Source organism: Pseudomonas sp. 31-12 (assembly GCF_003151075.1).
Taxonomy (GTDB): Bacteria; Pseudomonadota; Gammaproteobacteria; order Pseudomonadales; family Pseudomonadaceae; genus Aquipseudomonas.
On the sequence record NZ_CP029482.1, the window covers coordinates 3,629,434 to 3,645,058 of the forward strand.

14 protein-coding genes and 1 pseudogene are annotated in these 15,625 nt (G+C 60.6%); 12 read left to right on the forward strand and 3 right to left on the reverse strand.

The features are described from left to right. Positions 1-213: 213 nt before the first annotated feature. From argH to DJ564_RS17040, 9 genes are all read left to right on the forward strand, one after another. Positions 214-1,641, forward strand: a complete 1,428-nt coding sequence (gene argH, locus DJ564_RS17000; protein ID WP_109631691.1) for an argininosuccinate lyase — start codon at positions 214-216, stop codon at positions 1,639-1,641. A gap of 152 nt (positions 1,642-1,793) precedes the next feature. Next, complete coding sequence (locus DJ564_RS17005) at positions 1,794-2,672, forward strand: amino acid ABC transporter permease (protein WP_109631694.1); 879 nt, start codon at positions 1,794-1,796, stop codon at positions 2,670-2,672. 10 nt (positions 2,673-2,682) lie between these two features. After that, complete coding sequence (locus tag DJ564_RS17010; RefSeq protein WP_109631697.1) at positions 2,683-3,447, forward strand: amino acid ABC transporter ATP-binding protein; 765 nt, start codon at positions 2,683-2,685, stop codon at positions 3,445-3,447. 38 nt (positions 3,448-3,485) lie between these two features. Next, positions 3,486-4,310 (forward strand): ABC transporter substrate-binding protein, encoded by an 825-nt coding sequence (locus DJ564_RS17015; RefSeq protein WP_109631699.1) that lies wholly within the window; start codon positions 3,486-3,488, stop codon positions 4,308-4,310. Positions 4,311-4,534: 224 nt separating this feature from the next. Then, complete coding sequence (locus DJ564_RS17020) at positions 4,535-5,383, forward strand: polysaccharide deacetylase (RefSeq protein ID WP_109631702.1); 849 nt, start codon at positions 4,535-4,537, stop codon at positions 5,381-5,383. After that, the gene (locus DJ564_RS17025; RefSeq protein WP_109631704.1) at positions 5,376-6,263 is read left to right on the forward strand and encodes a polysaccharide deacetylase; all 888 of its coding nucleotides are present in this window, start codon (positions 5,376-5,378) and stop codon (positions 6,261-6,263) included. Before DJ564_RS17020 ends, DJ564_RS17025 begins: the two co-directional genes overlap by 8 nt. Then, positions 6,260-7,624 (forward strand): MmgE/PrpD family protein, encoded by a 1,365-nt coding sequence (locus tag DJ564_RS17030; RefSeq protein ID WP_109631707.1) that lies wholly within the window; start codon positions 6,260-6,262, stop codon positions 7,622-7,624. The genes DJ564_RS17025 and DJ564_RS17030 overlap by 4 nt, the downstream gene beginning before the upstream one ends. Before the next feature lie 207 nt (positions 7,625-7,831). Continuing rightward, positions 7,832-9,010 (forward strand): MFS transporter, encoded by a 1,179-nt coding sequence (locus DJ564_RS17035; RefSeq protein ID WP_109631710.1) that lies wholly within the window; start codon positions 7,832-7,834, stop codon positions 9,008-9,010. 160 nt (positions 9,011-9,170) lie between these two features. Then, a complete protein-coding gene (locus DJ564_RS17040; protein ID WP_109631713.1) occupies positions 9,171-9,878 on the forward strand; it encodes an HPP family protein in 708 nt (235 codons plus the stop codon). Positions 9,879-10,155: 277 nt separating this feature from the next. On the opposite strand, the gene DJ564_RS17050 is transcribed toward DJ564_RS17040, so the two are convergent. After that, positions 10,156-10,518, reverse strand: a complete 363-nt coding sequence (locus DJ564_RS17050; protein ID WP_109631717.1) for a DUF6124 family protein — start codon at positions 10,516-10,518, stop codon at positions 10,156-10,158. Positions 10,519-10,892: 374 nt separating this feature from the next. On the opposite strand from DJ564_RS17050, the pseudogene DJ564_RS32470 reads away from it, so the two are divergent. From DJ564_RS32470 to DJ564_RS17065, 3 genes and pseudogenes are all read left to right on the forward strand, one after another. Beyond that, positions 10,893-11,000 (forward strand): annotated as a pseudogene (locus tag DJ564_RS32470) (HPP family protein); the annotation flags it as partial. Positions 11,001-11,149: 149 nt separating this feature from the next. Beyond that, positions 11,150-12,256, forward strand: coding sequence for an enoyl-CoA hydratase/isomerase family protein (locus DJ564_RS17060; RefSeq protein ID WP_109631719.1), 1,107 nt, complete (start codon positions 11,150-11,152; stop codon positions 12,254-12,256). A gap of 3 nt (positions 12,257-12,259) precedes the next feature. Beyond that, a complete protein-coding gene (locus DJ564_RS17065; RefSeq protein ID WP_109631722.1) occupies positions 12,260-13,411 on the forward strand; it encodes an acyl-CoA dehydrogenase family protein in 1,152 nt (383 codons plus the stop codon). A gap of 220 nt (positions 13,412-13,631) precedes the next feature. On the opposite strand, the gene DJ564_RS17070 is transcribed toward DJ564_RS17065, so the two are convergent. Further along, entirely contained in the window at positions 13,632-14,405 is a 774-nt protein-coding gene (locus DJ564_RS17070) for an enoyl-CoA hydratase (RefSeq protein ID WP_109631725.1), read from the reverse strand. A gap of 13 nt (positions 14,406-14,418) precedes the next feature. Further along, entirely contained in the window at positions 14,419-15,546 is a 1,128-nt protein-coding gene (locus DJ564_RS17075; RefSeq protein ID WP_109631727.1) for an acyl-CoA dehydrogenase, read from the reverse strand. Positions 15,547-15,625 lie beyond the last annotated feature (79 nt).

A 15,625-nucleotide genomic window follows, 5' to 3' on the forward strand; every position in this document is an offset into this window, starting at 1 on the left:
AAACCAGGCTTGGCAACCGCTAATAATCCCCGTACTTCAGTGCCAACTCACTGATTTCGAACTATTAAAAGCTGACACTTCGATCAGCTCTCGCAACGATGCAACTGCCCTCTTGAAACCTGCTTTGGCCTAACCACGCCCGAATAATGTCCGGCGAGTGTTCAGGGCCTTGCACACCGATTTCAGTTCGCTTTACCGACGAGGAAAACAACAATGTCTCAAACCACCGACCGTCTCTGGGGTGCGCGCTTCAAAAGCGGCCCGTCCGAAGCCCTGGCGGCCTTGTCCCGTTGCCCTGAGCGCTACTTTCGCCTCACCCCGTATGACCTCGCCGGTTCCAAAGCGCATGCCCGTGAATTGCAACGCGCCGGACTGTTGAGCGAGCAGGAAACCCTGACCATGCTCGATGCGCTGCAGCGCATTGGCGATGACTTCCGCGCTGGCAGCATCGCGCCGACCCTGGATGACGAAGACGTCCACACCTTCATCGAGCGCCTGCTGACCGAACGCCTCGGCGCCCTCGGTGGCAAGCTGCGCGCCGGGCGTTCCCGTAACGACCAGACCGCCAACGACCTGCGTCTGTTCCTGCGCGATCACGTGCGCACCCTGGCCGTTGAAGTGCTGGCCTTGCAGCAAGCGTTGGTGGATCAGGCCGAGCAACACATCGAGAGCATCTGCCCGGGTTTCACTCACCTGCAACAGGCCCAGCCGATTGTCTTCGCCCACCATTTGCTGGCCCACGCGCAATCGATGCTGCGTGACGTGCAACGCTTGGTGGATTGGGACAATCGCACTTCGCTGTCACCACTCGGTGCAGCGGCCATGGCCGGTTCCGCCATCGCGCACCTGCCACAGCAGTCGGCCAAGGAAATGGGCTACAGCGGCGTCTGCGAAAACTCCATCGATGCGGTGGCAAGCCGCGATCACGTCGCCGAGTTCCTGTTTATCGCCAGCATGCTCGGGATCAACATCTCCCGCCTCGCCGAAGAATTCTGCCTGTGGTCGTCGCGGCAATTTCGCTGGGTCGCGCTGGACGATGCCTACGCCACCGGCAGCTCGATCATGCCGCAGAAAAAGAACCCGGACATTGCCGAACTGGCCCGGGGCAAGGCTGGCCGTTTGATCGGCAACCTCACCGGTTTGCTGTCGACGCTCAAATCCCTGCCGCTGTCGTACAACCGCGACTTGAGTGAAGACAAGAATGGCGTGCTCGACAGCGTCGACACCTTGTTGCTGGTGCTGCCAGCCATGGCCGGAATGGTTGCGACCATGAAGGTCAACGTCGAAGAACTGCGTCGTCAAGCGCCACTGGGCTTCACCCTCGCCACTGAAGTTGCTGACTGGCTGGCGGTGCGCGGCGTGCCGTTCAAGGAAGCGCATGAAATCACTGGTGCGCTGGTCCAGGCCTGCGAGAAACACGATATCGAACTGTGGGAGGCCTCCCCGGCGCTGCTGGCCGAGATCGACCCGCGCCTCAAACCGGAAGTGCGCGACAGCCTGACCCTCGAAGCCGCCATCGCTGCGCGCAGTGGCTGGGGCGGCACCGCGCCGCAGCAGGTGCGCGAGCAGATCGGCCGCTTGAAATCCGCCCTTGCCGCGCAGCACGAGTGGACCGAGAACTATCAGGGTTTCCGACTCTAACGGCCGCCACGCATAACCCTGTGGGAGCTAGCCTGCTAGCGATTTGGCTCTGTCTGACAACCATTCGCTGATTGACACACCGCAATCGCTAGCAGGCTAGCTCCCACAAGGATCTGTGTTGGATTTGAAAGAACAGTGTACGGAGAAACAACATGAGCCAGACTCAGGCAGAACGACTCCAGCGGGAGCGAAAACTGGCGGAAAACCAGTTCGACATCACCCAGTACCACCACGTCCCCCGGCGTTACTACGGGCGGATTTTCTTCGCCACCGTGATCGTCATTGCGATTCTCGGGCTGGTGCGGGCCTTCGCCGAAGGCAAGATCGAATGGTCGTACATCGGCCAGTTCCTTACCTCACAGGCGATCATGTGGGGTTTGCTCAACACCATCGTCATGGCGGTCCTGGCGATGGCCCTGGGCATCGTCTTCGGGGTCATCACGGCGATCATGCGCATGTCGGCCAACCCGATCCTGCGTTATGTGGCAGTGACCTACACCTGGCTGTTTCGCGGTACGCCGCTGATTCTGCAACTGCTGTTGTGGTTCAACCTGGCGCTGATCTTCCCCACCATCGGCATCCCGGGTCTGTTCGAAATGGACACCGTGAGCCTGATGACGCCGTTCGTGGCCGCCCTGCTCGGTTTGAGCATCAACCAGGGCGCTTACACCGCCGAGGTGGTGCGTGCCGGGCTGCTCTCGGTGGACACCGGCCAGTACGAAGCGGCCAAGTCAATCGGCATGCCGCGCCTGCAAGCGCTGCGCCGGATCATCCTGCCGCAAGCCATGCGCGTAATCATTCCGCCGGTCGGTAACGAGTTTATCGGCATGGTGAAAATGACTTCGCTGGCGAGCGTCATCCAGTACTCCGAACTGCTCTACAACGCCCAGAACATCTACTACGCCAACGCCCGCGTGATGGAGCTGCTGATCGTCGCCGGTATCTGGTACCTGGCCACCGTCACCGTGCTGTCCTTCGGTCAAAGCCGTCTGGAGCGTCGTTTCGCTCGCGGCGCCGGCAAGCGTTCTTGAGGAGTCGAACATGAGAAGCATCGTCAAGGCCGTGAGCCTGAACAAGTATTACGACCAGTTCCACGCGCTCAAGGACGTCAACATCGAAGTCGAGCAAGGCGAAGTGCTGTGCATCATCGGCCCGTCCGGCTCCGGCAAAAGTACCTTGCTGCGTTGCGTCAATCAGCTGGAAAAGATCGACAAGGGCGGCCTCTGGGTCGACGGCGAACTGGTGGGCTACCGCGTCGTCGGCAACAAACTGCACGAACTCAACGAGGCGCAGATCGCCCGTCAACGCCTGTCCACCGGCATGGTGTTCCAGCGATTCAACCTGTTCCCGCACATGACTGTGCTGCAAAACATCATCGAAGGGCCGTGCCAGGTGCTCAAGCGCTCGCCCAAAGAGGCGCACGAAGAAGCCTTGGAACTGCTCGCCCGCGTCGGCCTTGCCGACAAGCGCGACAGCTACCCGATCGAGCTTTCGGGTGGTCAGCAACAACGCGTCGCCATTGCTCGTGCATTGGCGATGCGTCCCAAGCTGATGCTGTTCGATGAACCCACTTCGGCACTCGACCCGGAACTGGTCGGTGAGGTGCTGTCGGTGATGCGCGACCTCGCGCAAACCGGCATGACCATGATCGTCGTCACCCATGAACTGGGCTTCGCCCGTGAGGTTTCCAACCGCATGGTGTTCATGGACGGCGGGCAGATCGTGGAGGCTGGAAGCCCCGAAGAAATACTAATAAGTCCGCAAAACCCGCGCACCCAAAGCTTCATTTCTGCCGTTCGAACCTAAGCGCCAGCTGGCGTAACAACACTCATAAGAGAACGACCATGAAGAACATAGTTATCCCCGCAGTACTCGCAAGCGTTATGTCTTGCGGCTTCGCCTTCGCCGCCGAGCTACCGGCCAGCATCAAGGAAAAAGGCGAGGTCGTGGTAGCGATCATGCCGAACTACCCGCCGATGGATTTCAAGGACCCGGCCACCAACACCCTCACCGGTCTCGACGTTGACCTGGGCAATGCCCTGGCCGAACGTCTGGGCGTGAAGATCAAATGGCAGGAAACCGGCTTCGAGCAAATGATCAATGCGCTGACCACTGACCGCGTGGACATGGTCATGTCGGGCATGACCGACACCGCCGAGCGCCAGGCCAGCGTGACCTTCGTCGACTACTTTACCAGCGGCCCGCAGTTCTACACCTTGCAGAAGAACAAGGACTTCAACGAGATCACCGACCTGTGCGGCAAGAAAGTCGGCACCAGCCGCCGTACCACCTTCCCGGCGGAAATCGCTGAATACAGCAAGGCCCACTGCGAAGCCGCCGGCAAACCGGCCATCGTGGTCGTCGGCACCGAAGGCTCGGCCGACGCCCGCGCGCAACTGCGCCAGAGCCGTATCGATGCGGCGATGCAGGGCAGCGAGACCCTGCCGTATCTCAAGACTCAGGAAAAGGATATGTACAAGACCGTGGGCCTGCCGATCTCCCAGCAGTTCACAGGCCTTGGCGTGAGCAAGAAAAAGCCTGAGCTGAGTGAGGCGTTGAAGGTGGCATTGCAGAGCATGGTGGATGACGGCACTTACCAGACCATCCTGAAAAAATGGGATCTGGAACTGGGTGCAATCAAAACCGTGACCATCAACGCCGGCAAGTAATCTGGTTCGAAATCGCCCCCTCACCCCAACCCTCTCCCCAAGGGGGCGAGGGGGCTGACCGAGGTGATCTTTCGAAATTCTGCGACCTGCATTACCGAGTCGAGCTCAGGTTTTGAAAACCCTGGAGATCGGCCCCCTTTCCCCCCTCTCCCCTTTGGGGAGAGGGTTGGGGTGAGGGGTCGATTTTGACCGCACCAACGATCAACAACCGGAGCGCCACAACGATGTCCTCCTCACCCCAACCCACTTGGCCCGACCAGCACAAAGCCTGCCTCGCCCTGGCCTTCGACCTTGATGGCCCGACTGGCGATGCGATGCTCAACGGCTCGATCTGGCGCAAGCCTGAGTATTTCGGTTTCGGCGGTTACGGCCCCTATCGGGCCTTGCCACGCATCCTCGATCTGCTCGACGACTACAGGATCCCGACGACGTTTTTCGTCCCGGCCTGGGTCGTGGAAAACTGGCCAAAGCAGTGCCAGGCGATTGTCGAGCGCGGGCATGAGGTGGCGTACCACGGCTACAAACACGAATCCTTTTACGCCCTGACGCTGGAACAGCAAAAGGACGTCATGAAGAAATCCCGCGAGGTGTTCTGGAAGCACCTGAACATCCGCGCCGAAGGTTTCCGCACCCCGTCCGGTGACTGGCGAGCCGAGACCCCGGCCATGCTGGTGGAAGCCGGCGTGACCTACTCCAGCAGCATGCGCGGCGATGACCGCCCGTACCTGGTGAAAGTGCCGGGCCATGAAACGCCACTGGTGGAAATCCCCGGCCGCTGGGAAATGGACGACTACGCCTCCCTCGCCTACACCCGTGCGCCGGACTTTCCTTGCGGGCTGGACCGCACCGCCAGCTACGAACTGACCCTCGACAACTGGTGCCGCGAATACGACGGCGCCATGAACGAGGGCCTGTGCCTGACCACCCTGTTCCACCCCAAAATCACCGGCAAACCCGGGCGCATCCTGCTGCTGGAGAAACTCTTCGAACACATGCGTCAGCGCGACGACGTGTGGTTCGCCACCTGCCGCGAAGTCGCCCAGTGGTGGCTCAAGGAGCATCACCATGGCTGATTCCACCGTCTGGCCAAAAAGCTACCGCTGCGCCGTGGTCCTGACCGTCGATTACAACGACGTCCACGGCATCCTGACCCAAGCGCCGGAAGTCGCCGGGCGCGACAAGACGCTGTCGGTCTGGCGTTACGGCAGCCAACGCGGCGTCGACCGTTTACTCGGTTTGTTCGCCGAACTCGGCGTAAAAAGCAGTTGGTGCATTCCCGGCATCGTCGCCGAGGAAAACCCGGAACACATCAAGGCGATCCAGGCCGGCGGGCATGAAATCGCCTGCGCCGGCTATCGCCATCAGAACTACGACCTGCTCGATCTCGCTGAACAAAACGCCGAGATCGCCAAAGGATGCGACGCACTGACGGCATTGACCGGCCAGCGGCCAACCGGGTTCCGCATCCCGGCCGGTAATGGTGCGCCGGGCTTCATCGAGGCGTTGAGGGACCAAGGCATTCGCTGGTCCTCATCGTGGCGCGGCGATGATTTGCCGTTCGCCCACCCCACGGCACCCGAAGTGATCGAGCTGCCGTTGCACTACGAACTGGAAGACGAACCCTACTTCGCCTTCAACCTCAGCCCGGCGGTGCCGCCGGCGCAATCGCGAATCGCCTCTTACAGCCACACCCTGGGCAACCTGCAAATGGACTTCGCCGGGTTTCATCGGTTTGGCCTGTGTTACGTGCTGCGCCTGCACCCGGAAATCATCGCCACGCCGGGGCGGATTGGCGTGTTGCGAGAACTGCTCCAGGGCATCCAGCAGCACGATGATGTGTGGATCGCCACGGCTGGCGAGGTCGCGCAATGGTGGGCGGATTCCCCCGTACCCGTGACCGAGGATCACCCGGCATCAGTGTATGAACGGCATTATCGGGATTACCTCGTATGACTGAACGCATGCAGCGACTGGCGCAGTTTTGCGTCGACACCAATTTTGAAGACTTGCCACCGGCCCTGGTGGCGCAAGCCAAACGGCACATCCTGGACACCTTCGGCGTGACATTGGCCGGGGCTGGCAGCGAAGTGGCGAAACAGGCGCGTCTGGTGTTTACCGGTGAGTCCGGCGACACCTTGGTCTGGGGCACGGACCTGCGGGTCGGCGCCGCTCAGGCCGCGATCCTCAACGGCATCGCCGCCCATGCCCTGGAACTGGACGACACCGGCGGCTGCGACCACTCCGGCGCGGTGGTGCTGCCGGCGGTGATGGCTGCGGTGTCGATGCAAACGGAACCGGTCAACGGTCGCGAGTTGATGACCGCCGTGGTAATTGGCTACGAAGTCAGCCGTCGCGTGCTCGAAGCCTGCGGCGGCTACTCGGCGCACAACGGCGCGGGCTGGCATTCGACCGCGACTTGCGGGGTGTTCGGCGCAGCAGCGGCGAGTGCGCGGATTCTCGGCCTGGACGTCGCGCAAACCGTGTCGGCACTCGGCATCGCTGGAAGTTTCAGCGGTGGTTTATGGGCCTTCATCCACGACGGCTCGCAGAGTAAAAAGCTGCACAGCGGTCGCGCGGCCGAAGGTGGATTGCTGGCGGCGCGGTTTGCTCAACAAGGCATCAGCGGGCCGAAGAAGTTGTTCGAGGATGCCTGGGGCGGGTTTCTCAGAACCCTGGCCGGCGTGGCTTCAGACCCGAGCGCACTCGATGCGGATCTGGGCGTCGTGTGGAAACTCGCGCGCTGCTCGATCAAGCCGTACGCCGCGTGCCGGGGGACGCATTCGGCGATCGATGCGTTGGGGTTGTTGCTGGATCAACTGCAGGTCCGCGCCGATCAGATTGAAGACATCGACGTTTCGGTGTGCGGGTTTCTTCAGGACATGTGCGGTGGCCAGGAGGTCCGCACCCTGGCGGCAGCGCAGATGAGCCTGCCGTATGCCCTCGCCGCTCGGCTGGTGCATGGGCATTGCCGGCTGGAGGCGTATGACGAAGCACAACGGAGCGATCCGCGGATTGCCCACTGGATGTCGCGCATTCGTCTTGAAGTGGACCCGCAACTGTTCGAGGATGGCGAGCCCGTTGTCAGCGTGCGGACCTTGGATGGTCGGCAGGCGAGCCTGTGTGTCGACCCGCCATTGGGTGCGCCGGGGAATCCGTTGAGTGATGCGGCGCTGGAGGAGAAGTTTTTCAGTCTGGCGTCGCGGGTGATGCCGCGGGAGCAAGCGGCAGAACTGCTTGAGCAATTGTGGCGGGTTGAAGAGCTGGAATCTGTCGAGGCACTGGGTGCATGGCTTGGGGGTTTGGGTGGTCGTTAAAACCACCCCTCACCCCAGCCCTCTCCCCACAGGGGAGAGGGGAAAGGGAGCTGATCTTCATGCTCTTCAAACCTGAATTCGACTCGGAGTTTCAGGTCGATGTAACTCGAAAAACACATCGATCAGTCCCCTCGCCCCTCTGGGGAGAGGGTTAGGGTGAGGGGTGGATCCCAAGCCAAACACCAAAATAAGGACATCCGCACCACCGTGGCCACTTACTCGCTCGTAATCCGCCGGTTGATGATCGTTTCGCTGACCATCGTCGTCAGCCGCGCCATCACCAGCCCGCTGCTCACCTTGTTCCTGAGCAACAAGCTCGGCCTCAACCAACAAGACGTCGGCTTGTTGCTGGGTATCGCGGTGTTCATCGCCACCCTGCTCGCGCTCTACGGCGGTTACATCATCGACCGCCTCGAAAAGCGCCGGCTGCTGATCCTCGCCATGCTCTCCAGCGCCATCGGTTTCGTGCTGCTGACCTTTGCCGAAAACCTCTACCTGACCACCGCCACCCTGGTGATCACCGAAACCGCCTCGGCGCTGTTCCTGATCGGTTCGAAGGCGATCCTCAGCGAAAACCTGCCCATGGGCCAACGCGCCAAGGCCTTTTCGCTGCGCTACACCCTGACCAACATCGGCTATGCCACCGGCCCGATGCTCGGCGTGGTGATTGCCGGCGTGTACCCGATTGCGCCATTCCTGATTGCCGGCGGCATCGCGTTCTTCAGTATTTTCCTGATGATCGGGATTCCCAAGGACTCGGCCCAGTCACCTGCAATTGGCCAGCCCCAGAGTTTTCTCAAGACGCTGATCACCCTGAAAAACGACCGCACCCTGATCATGTTCACCTTCGGCTGCCTGCTCAGCACCGTGGTCCACGGCCGCTTCACCTTGTACCTGTCGCAATACCTGCTGGTGACTCACGACTCCAAACGGGCGCTGGAAACCATGGCTGCCCTGCTCGCCTGCAACGCCATCAGCGTAATCCTGCTGCAATACCAGATCGGTCGTTTCCTCAAGCGCGAACAACTGCGTTACTGGATCGCGGGCGGCACCAGCCTGTTCATCGTCGGGCTGATCGGCTTCAGCCTGGCCGACAGTCTGGTGAGCTGGTGCGTGGCGATGTTCATCTTCACCCTCGGCGAAATGATCATTTACCCCGCCGAATTCCTCTTCGTCGACACCCTGGCCCCGGAAGAACTGCGCGGCAGTTACTACGGCGCACAGAACCTCGCGGCCCTCGGCGGTGCGCTGAGCCCGGTGATTTGCGGATTCCTGCTGATGCACACGCCGGCACCGACGATGTTTTACGCATTGAGCGCGTTAACAGCCATGGGTGGGTTCCTGTGTTTCATGAGTGGCCGCCGCGTCGCTTTACAACAAAAATAATGCACTCAAACTGCATTAATATGAATTTGTCAGCATCGGCAATGAACGGCACACTGTGTCCCGTTCCTCCCCCAATAGTTGGAACTCTTTCAAGGGCTTTCTGGGTTTCCCAGCTAAGCCTTTTTTTTTCCTGAATTTTTACCAACGGAACGTTTGTCTCATGCTCGCTCGCTGGTTACCCGCCGCCGTCAACACCCGTCCTTCCGAATGGAGCCGCGCCGCCATTGGCATGTCCTTGGGAACGCTGTTCAGCGTCTGGCTGTGCGCTCAAGTGTTCGGCATGGAAGTGGCCCAGCATCTGATCGGGCCGCTGGGTGCCTCGGCGGTGCTGCTGTTCGCGGTGTCCTCCGGTGCCCTCGCGCAGCCGTGGTCGATTCTCGGCGGATACTTGAGCGCCGGCGTTGTGGCGCTACTTGTCGCTCACGTACTGGGGCGAACCCTCGGCAGTGCTTGCCTGGCGGCCGGCATGGCGCTGATTCTGATGTGCTGGTTGCGTTGCCTGCATCCGCCGGCCGGGGCGTTGGCGCTGCTGTTGGTGTTGGCCGACCCGGCGACCATCGCGCTGGACTGGAAAGCTCTCGGCGCGGTGATGCTCGCCGCATTGACCATGCTGCTCAGCGCCCTGGCCTATAACAACCTGACGCGCATTCGCTACCCCAAACGTGCCGCAGAACCGGTGGCCGTGGTGCCGGCCGATCATCCGCCGATCGACAGTCAGGCGATCACCGCGCAGGACTTGAAACTGGCGTTGGCGGAGATGGAAGCGTTCTTCGATGTCACGCCGGAAGACCTTGAACAACTGATTCATATCAGTGAGTTGCACGCTAAACGTCGCAGTATTGGTGAAGTGTTGTCACGTCGCGCATAGCGTCGCAGGGATCGAACAGCGATCAACACGTCACCTTGCCTGCCGATAATCTGCAACTAGACTTCCCGGCGGGCTCTGATGATGCCAAACGCTGAAAACCCTGTGGCGAGGGAGCTTGCTCCCGCTGGGCTGCGAAGCAGCCCCAAAACTGCAACCGCGAAACTTTCGGACACACCGCGTCATCCGGTTTACGACTGCTGCGCAGCCGAGCGGGAGCAAGCTCCCTCGCCACAGGTAAGTGGACCACCTCAGGTAAGTTCTCTCTTCAGAATTGAAGCTAGCCCTGCGGGCCGACGTTATCCAGCACCCGGTTCGCCGTAATCTCCGCCATCATGATGCTGTTAGAAATACCCAAAAGCGCGTAACGCGACTCCCCCTCCAGATGATCCACCAACTGGTGCACCATCACATCAACCGAGGCCAGCGTCTCGACCAGATACACCGCCAGGGTTTCAGTCGTGGCCTCTGGGTCTACGGAAAACAGGGTGCTGCGTGTTCGCGGGGTGGCTTTGATGTCGGCGTTCGATGGGAAATGGAAGTCGAGGGCTCGCTCGGCGGCTTCGTTGAGCTTTTTGTAATCGGTGGATTCGTGGGGGGAAACGTCGTCGGTTTCGGGTAGGTTGGGTGTTGGTTTGAACATAGGTGAAACTCCTTGTGCTACCAAAAAAGGAGCCATCACCCTCGCTACCAAACAAAGGGTGGTGGCCATACGCAGGTTGGTAGACCGGGCACAAGGAAACCGGCGCGTCCGAAGACGCCCTGTGCATGACCACCATAAAAGTCGAGACGAAAAGACGCCTCAATTTATGGTGCGTTGCACTCTTGTGAAAAACCGGGCTACCAAACCCCATCGCTGTTCTTCAGCGACGGGGAAACGATAAAACCCAGGCCCAAGGCGCACAAGCCGGCGAATTCTGGCGCAGTCGTAGGCAACGACGCAAGGATGTGTAGCCTGAGTGAGTTTCTGAAGATGTCTATTAAACAACGCTGTTTAATTCTCGCCCTGGCTGAACGGAAGCGTTCTTCGACGTCACCCCGGAAGACCTTGAACAACTGATCCATATCAGTGACTTGCATGCGAAACATCACAGCATTAGTGAAGTCCTGAGCCAAAGTTCCTGACGACACGCCTCCCCCATTTAGAGCCATGCAAATATGCAGGAAGCACCTGCACATATCCCGGTTGTACATCACAAATTTGCACTGTTACGATCCAGCATCGCTCGCGCGCGAGCTTCTCTATAAAGAACAATAAAAGCAGGGAGTTAGTGATGACTGCTCAGGTTTCATCGAAGGGGACTTGGTCCATGGATGCCACCCGAAACGAAGTGCTGGCCGAGGTTCGCAACCACGTCGGTCACCTGACCCTCAATCGCCCCGCCGGTCTCAACGCCATTACCCTCGACATGGTCCGCCACCTGCAGCGCCAGCTTGATGCCTGGGCGTTGGATTCCAACGTACACGCGGTGGTCTTGCGCGGTGCCGGCGACAAAGCGTTCTGTGCCGGCGGCGATATTCGCTCGCTGTACGACAGTTTCAAAAGCGGCGACACGTTGCACCAGGATTTCTTCGTCGAGGAATACGCCCTCGACCTCGCCATTCATCACTACTGCAAACCGGTGCTGGCCCTGATGGACGGTTTTGTCCTCGGCGGCGGTATGGGCCTGGTGCAAGGCGCTGACTTGCGGGTGGTTACCGAGAAAAGCCGTCTGGCGATGCCGGAAGTAGCCATCGGTTATTTCCCGGACGTCGGCGGCAGTCACTTCCTGCCACGGATTCCCGGTGAACTGGGGATTTATCTGGGCGTCAGCGGTGTGCAGATCCGCGCGGCCGATGCGCTCTATTGCGGTCTGGCCGACTGGTACCTGGAAAGCGAAAAACTCAGCACCCTCGACGAGCAACTCGATCAGCTCGAATGGAGCGATACGCCGCTCAAGGACCTGCAAGGCTTGCTGGCGAAACTCGCGGTGCAACAACTGCCCGATGCGCCATTGGAAGCGTTGCGCCCGGCCATCGATCACTTCTTCGCCCTGCCCGACGTGCCGAGTATTGTTGAGCAACTGCGCGAAGTGACGGTCGCCGACAGCCATGAATGGGCGACGACCACGGCGGATCTGCTGGAAAGCCGTTCGCCGCTGGCGATGGGCGTGACCCTGGAGATGCTGCGTCGCGGTCGGCACTTGAGTCTCGAAGACTGCTTCGCCCTTGAGCTGCACCTGGACCGTCAGTGGTTCGAGCGCGGCGACCTGATCGAAGGCGTGCGCGCCTTGCTGATCGATAAAGACAAAAAACCGCGTTGGAACCCGCCGACCTTGCAGGCGCTGTACGCCGAGCACGTCGCGAGTTTCTTCAGCGGTTTTGACCAGAGCGGGAGCTGAGCCATGCACGATATCGAATTGAGCGAAGAACAAGTCATGATCCGCGACATGGCCCGGGACTTTGCCCGCGGCGAAATCGCGCCCCACGCGCAAGCCTGGGAAAAGGCCGGCTGGATCGATGACGGCCTGGTGGCGAAGATGGGCGAGTTGGGTCTGCTAGGCATGGTGGTGCCGGAAGAATGGGGCGGCACCTATGTCGACTACGTCACCTACGCCCTGGCGGTGGAAGAGATTTCGGCCGGTGACGGCGCCACTGGCGCGCTGATGAGCATCCATAATTCCGTGGGCTGCGGCCCGGTGCTCAATTACGGCACCGAAGAACAGAAACAGACCTGGCTGCCGGACCTGGCCAGCGGCCAGGCGATCGGCTGCTTCTGCCTGACCGAGCCGCAAGCCGGTTCCGAAGCCCACAACCTGCGCACCCGCGCCGAACTGCGCGACGGCCAATGGGTAATCAATGGCGCCAAGCAATTCGTCAGCAATGGCAAACGGGCGAAACTGGCGATTGTCTTTGCCGTGACCGATCCGGACCTGGGCAAGCGCGGCATCTCGGCGTTCCTGGTGCCGACCGACACCGCCGGTTTTATCGTCGACCGCACCGAACACAAGATGGGCATTCGCGCCTCCGACACCTGTGCGGTAACGTTGAACAACTGCACGATTCCCGAAGCCAACCTGTTGGGTGATCGCGGCAAAGGGCTGGCCATCGCCCTGTCCAACCTCGAAGGCGGACGCATCGGCATCGCCGCACAAGCGTTAGGCATTGCACGCGCAGCGTTCGAAGCGGCGCTGGCTTACTCGCGGGATCGGGTGCAGTTCGACAAGCCGATCATCGAGCACCAGAGCATCGCCAATATGCTGGCCGATATGCACACCCGGCTGAATGCCGCACGTTTGCTGATCCTGCACGCGGCGCGGTTGCGCAGTGCCGGCAAGCCGTGTCTGTCCGAGGCTTCACAGGCCAAGCTGTTTGCGTCGGAGATGGCCGAGAAGGTCTGCTCGTCGGCGATGCAGATTCATGGCGGGTATGGGTATCTGGAGGATTACCCGGTGGAGCGTTATTACCGGGATGCGCGGATCACGCAGATTTATGAGGGGTCGAGCGAGATACAGCGGATGGTGATAGCTCGGGAGTTGAAGCATTACTTAGTGTGATGGCTGGAATTGGGGGGTGGTCTTGAAATCCACCCCTCACCCCAGCTCTCTCCCCATAGGGGAGAGGGGGAAAGGGAGCAGATCTTCAAGCTTTTCAAAACTTGAGTTCGACCTGATATTTCAGGTCGCCAATTTTCTACAATCACATCGGTCAGTTCCCTCGCCCCTCTGGGGAGAGGGTTAGGGTGAGGGGGTGGATTTCAAGGCCACCCCCGCAATATCACTTACCGGTGAACTCGGCTTCACGCTTGGCAATAAACGCCGCCATCCCTTCCTTCTGATCCTGCGTCGCAAACGCCGCATGGAACACCCGACGCTCAAAGCGCACGCCTTCCGACAGGCTCACTTCAAACGCGCGGTTGACGCTTTCCTTGACCATCATTGCAATCGGCAGCGACTTCTTGGCAATCAATGTCGCGACTTTCAGGGCTTCTTCCAGCAATTCATCTGCCGGTACGATCCGCGCGACAATCCCGCAACGCTCGGCTTCCACTGCATCAATCAAACGCCCGCTCAGGCACATTTCCATGGCCTTGGCCTTGCCCACGGCGCGGGTCAGGCGCTGGGTGCCGCCCATGCCCGGCAGCACGCCGAGGTTGATTTCCGGCTGGCCGAATTTCGCGTTATCGCCGGCAAGGATGAAATCGCACATCAGCGCCAGTTCACAGCCGCCGCCCAGGGCAAAACCGTTGACCGCGGCGATGATCGGCTTGCGGCGGTTGGCCACGCGATCGCTGTCGCTGAACAGGTCGTCCAGATAGATCTGCGGGTAGGTCAGCTCGGCCATTTCCTTGATGTCGGCACCGGCGGCGAAGGCTTTTTTGGAGCCGGTCAGCACGATGCAGCCAATGTTCGAATCGGCTTCCAGGCCATCGAGGGCGTGGTTCAGTTCGCTGACGATCTGCGCATTCAACGCGTTTAGCGCCTGCGGACGGTTGAGGGTGATCAGGCCGACGCGACCATGGGTTTCCAGCAAAATCGTTTCGTAGCTCACAAATGGACTCCTTTTAAAGATTGCGCGAAATAACCATGCGTTGAATATCGCTGGTGCCTTCGTAGATCTGGCACACCCGCACGTCGCGGTAGATCCGCTCCAGCGGGAAGTCGTTCAGGTAACCGTAACCGCCGAGGGTTTGCAACGCCGAGGAGCAGACCTTCTCGGCCATTTCCGAGGCGAACAGCTTGGCCATGGACGCTTCGACCAAGGCCGGTTTGCCGCTGTCCCTCAGTGCCGCTGCGTAATGCACCATCTGCCGGGCGACGGCGATTTGCGTCGCCATGTCCGCCAGGCGGAAGGCTACGGCTTGATGTTCGATGATCGGTTTGCCGAAGCTCTCGCGTTCACGGGCGTAGTCGCGAGCCGCTTCAAACGCGGCGCGGGCCATACCCACCGATTGCGAAGCGATGCCGACACGGCCGCCTTCGAGGTTGGCCAGGGCGATCCGGTAACCCTCGCCCTCCTCACCCAAACGATTGGCCACCGGCACTTTGACGTCTTCGAAGAGGATCTGACAGGTGTCGGAGGCGTGCTGGCCGAGTTTGTCTTCGACTCGGGCGACTTTGTAGCCCGGCGAATCGGTCGGCACGATCAGCGCCGTAATGCCGCGCTTGCCGGCACTCGGGTCGGTCACCGCGAATACGATCACCACCCCGGCGTTCTGCCCGGAGGTGATGAACTGCTTGCAGCCGTTGAGCACGTAGTGATCGCCTTCCAGGCGCGCGCGGGTTTTCAGGCCGCTGGCGTCGGAGCCGGCTTGCGGTTCCGTCAGGGCAAAGGCGCCGAGCATCGCACCGCTGGCCAATGGCTTGAGGAAGCGTTCTTTCTGATCGTCGTTGCCGTACTTGAGGATCGGCACGCAACCGACCGAGTTGTGCACGCTCATGATGGTCGAACAGGCGCCGTCACCGGCCGCGATCTCTTCCAGGGCCATGGCGTAGGCCAGGTAACCGGTGTCGCAACCGCCCCACTCCTCCGGCACCAGCATGCCGAAGAAACCCAGCTCGGCCATCTCGCCGATGGCTTCCTTGGGGAAGCGATGCTCGCGGTCCCACTCGGCAGCGAACGGTTTCAGCCGTTCCTGGGCGAATTGCCGGGCGGCGTCGCTGATCTGAAGTTGTTCGTCATTGGGAATCATGCCAAATCCTTAAATGGGTCAAGACACAGAACCTGGGGGAGTCTTGTGGCGAGGGGGCTTGCCCCCGTTGGGCCGCGTA

Bases quoted from the DNA above. Each gene is read 5' to 3' on its own strand.
- argH (WP_109631691.1), top strand. From the start codon at position 214: ATGTCTCAAACCACCGACCGTCTCTGGGGTGCGCGCTTCAAAAGCGGC.
- DJ564_RS17005 (WP_109631694.1), top strand. From the start codon at position 1,794: ATGAGCCAGACTCAGGCAGAACGACTCCAGCGGGAGCGAAAACTGGCG.
- DJ564_RS17010 (WP_109631697.1), top strand. From the start codon at position 2,683: ATGAGAAGCATCGTCAAGGCCGTGAGCCTGAACAAGTATTACGACCAG.
- DJ564_RS17015 (WP_109631699.1), top strand. From the start codon at position 3,486: ATGAAGAACATAGTTATCCCCGCAGTACTCGCAAGCGTTATGTCTTGC.
- DJ564_RS17020 (WP_109631702.1), top strand. From the start codon at position 4,535: ATGTCCTCCTCACCCCAACCCACTTGGCCCGACCAGCACAAAGCCTGC.
- DJ564_RS17025 (WP_109631704.1), top strand. From the start codon at position 5,376: ATGGCTGATTCCACCGTCTGGCCAAAAAGCTACCGCTGCGCCGTGGTC.
- DJ564_RS17030 (WP_109631707.1), top strand. From the start codon at position 6,260: ATGACTGAACGCATGCAGCGACTGGCGCAGTTTTGCGTCGACACCAAT.
- DJ564_RS17040 (WP_109631713.1), top strand. From the start codon at position 9,171: ATGCTCGCTCGCTGGTTACCCGCCGCCGTCAACACCCGTCCTTCCGAA.
- DJ564_RS17050 (WP_109631717.1), bottom strand. From the start codon at position 10,518: ATGTTCAAACCAACACCCAACCTACCCGAAACCGACGACGTTTCCCCC.
- DJ564_RS17060 (WP_109631719.1), top strand. From the start codon at position 11,150: ATGACTGCTCAGGTTTCATCGAAGGGGACTTGGTCCATGGATGCCACC.
- DJ564_RS17065 (WP_109631722.1), top strand. From the start codon at position 12,260: ATGCACGATATCGAATTGAGCGAAGAACAAGTCATGATCCGCGACATG.
- DJ564_RS17075 (WP_109631727.1), bottom strand. From the start codon at position 15,546: ATGATTCCCAATGACGAACAACTTCAGATCAGCGACGCCGCCCGGCAA.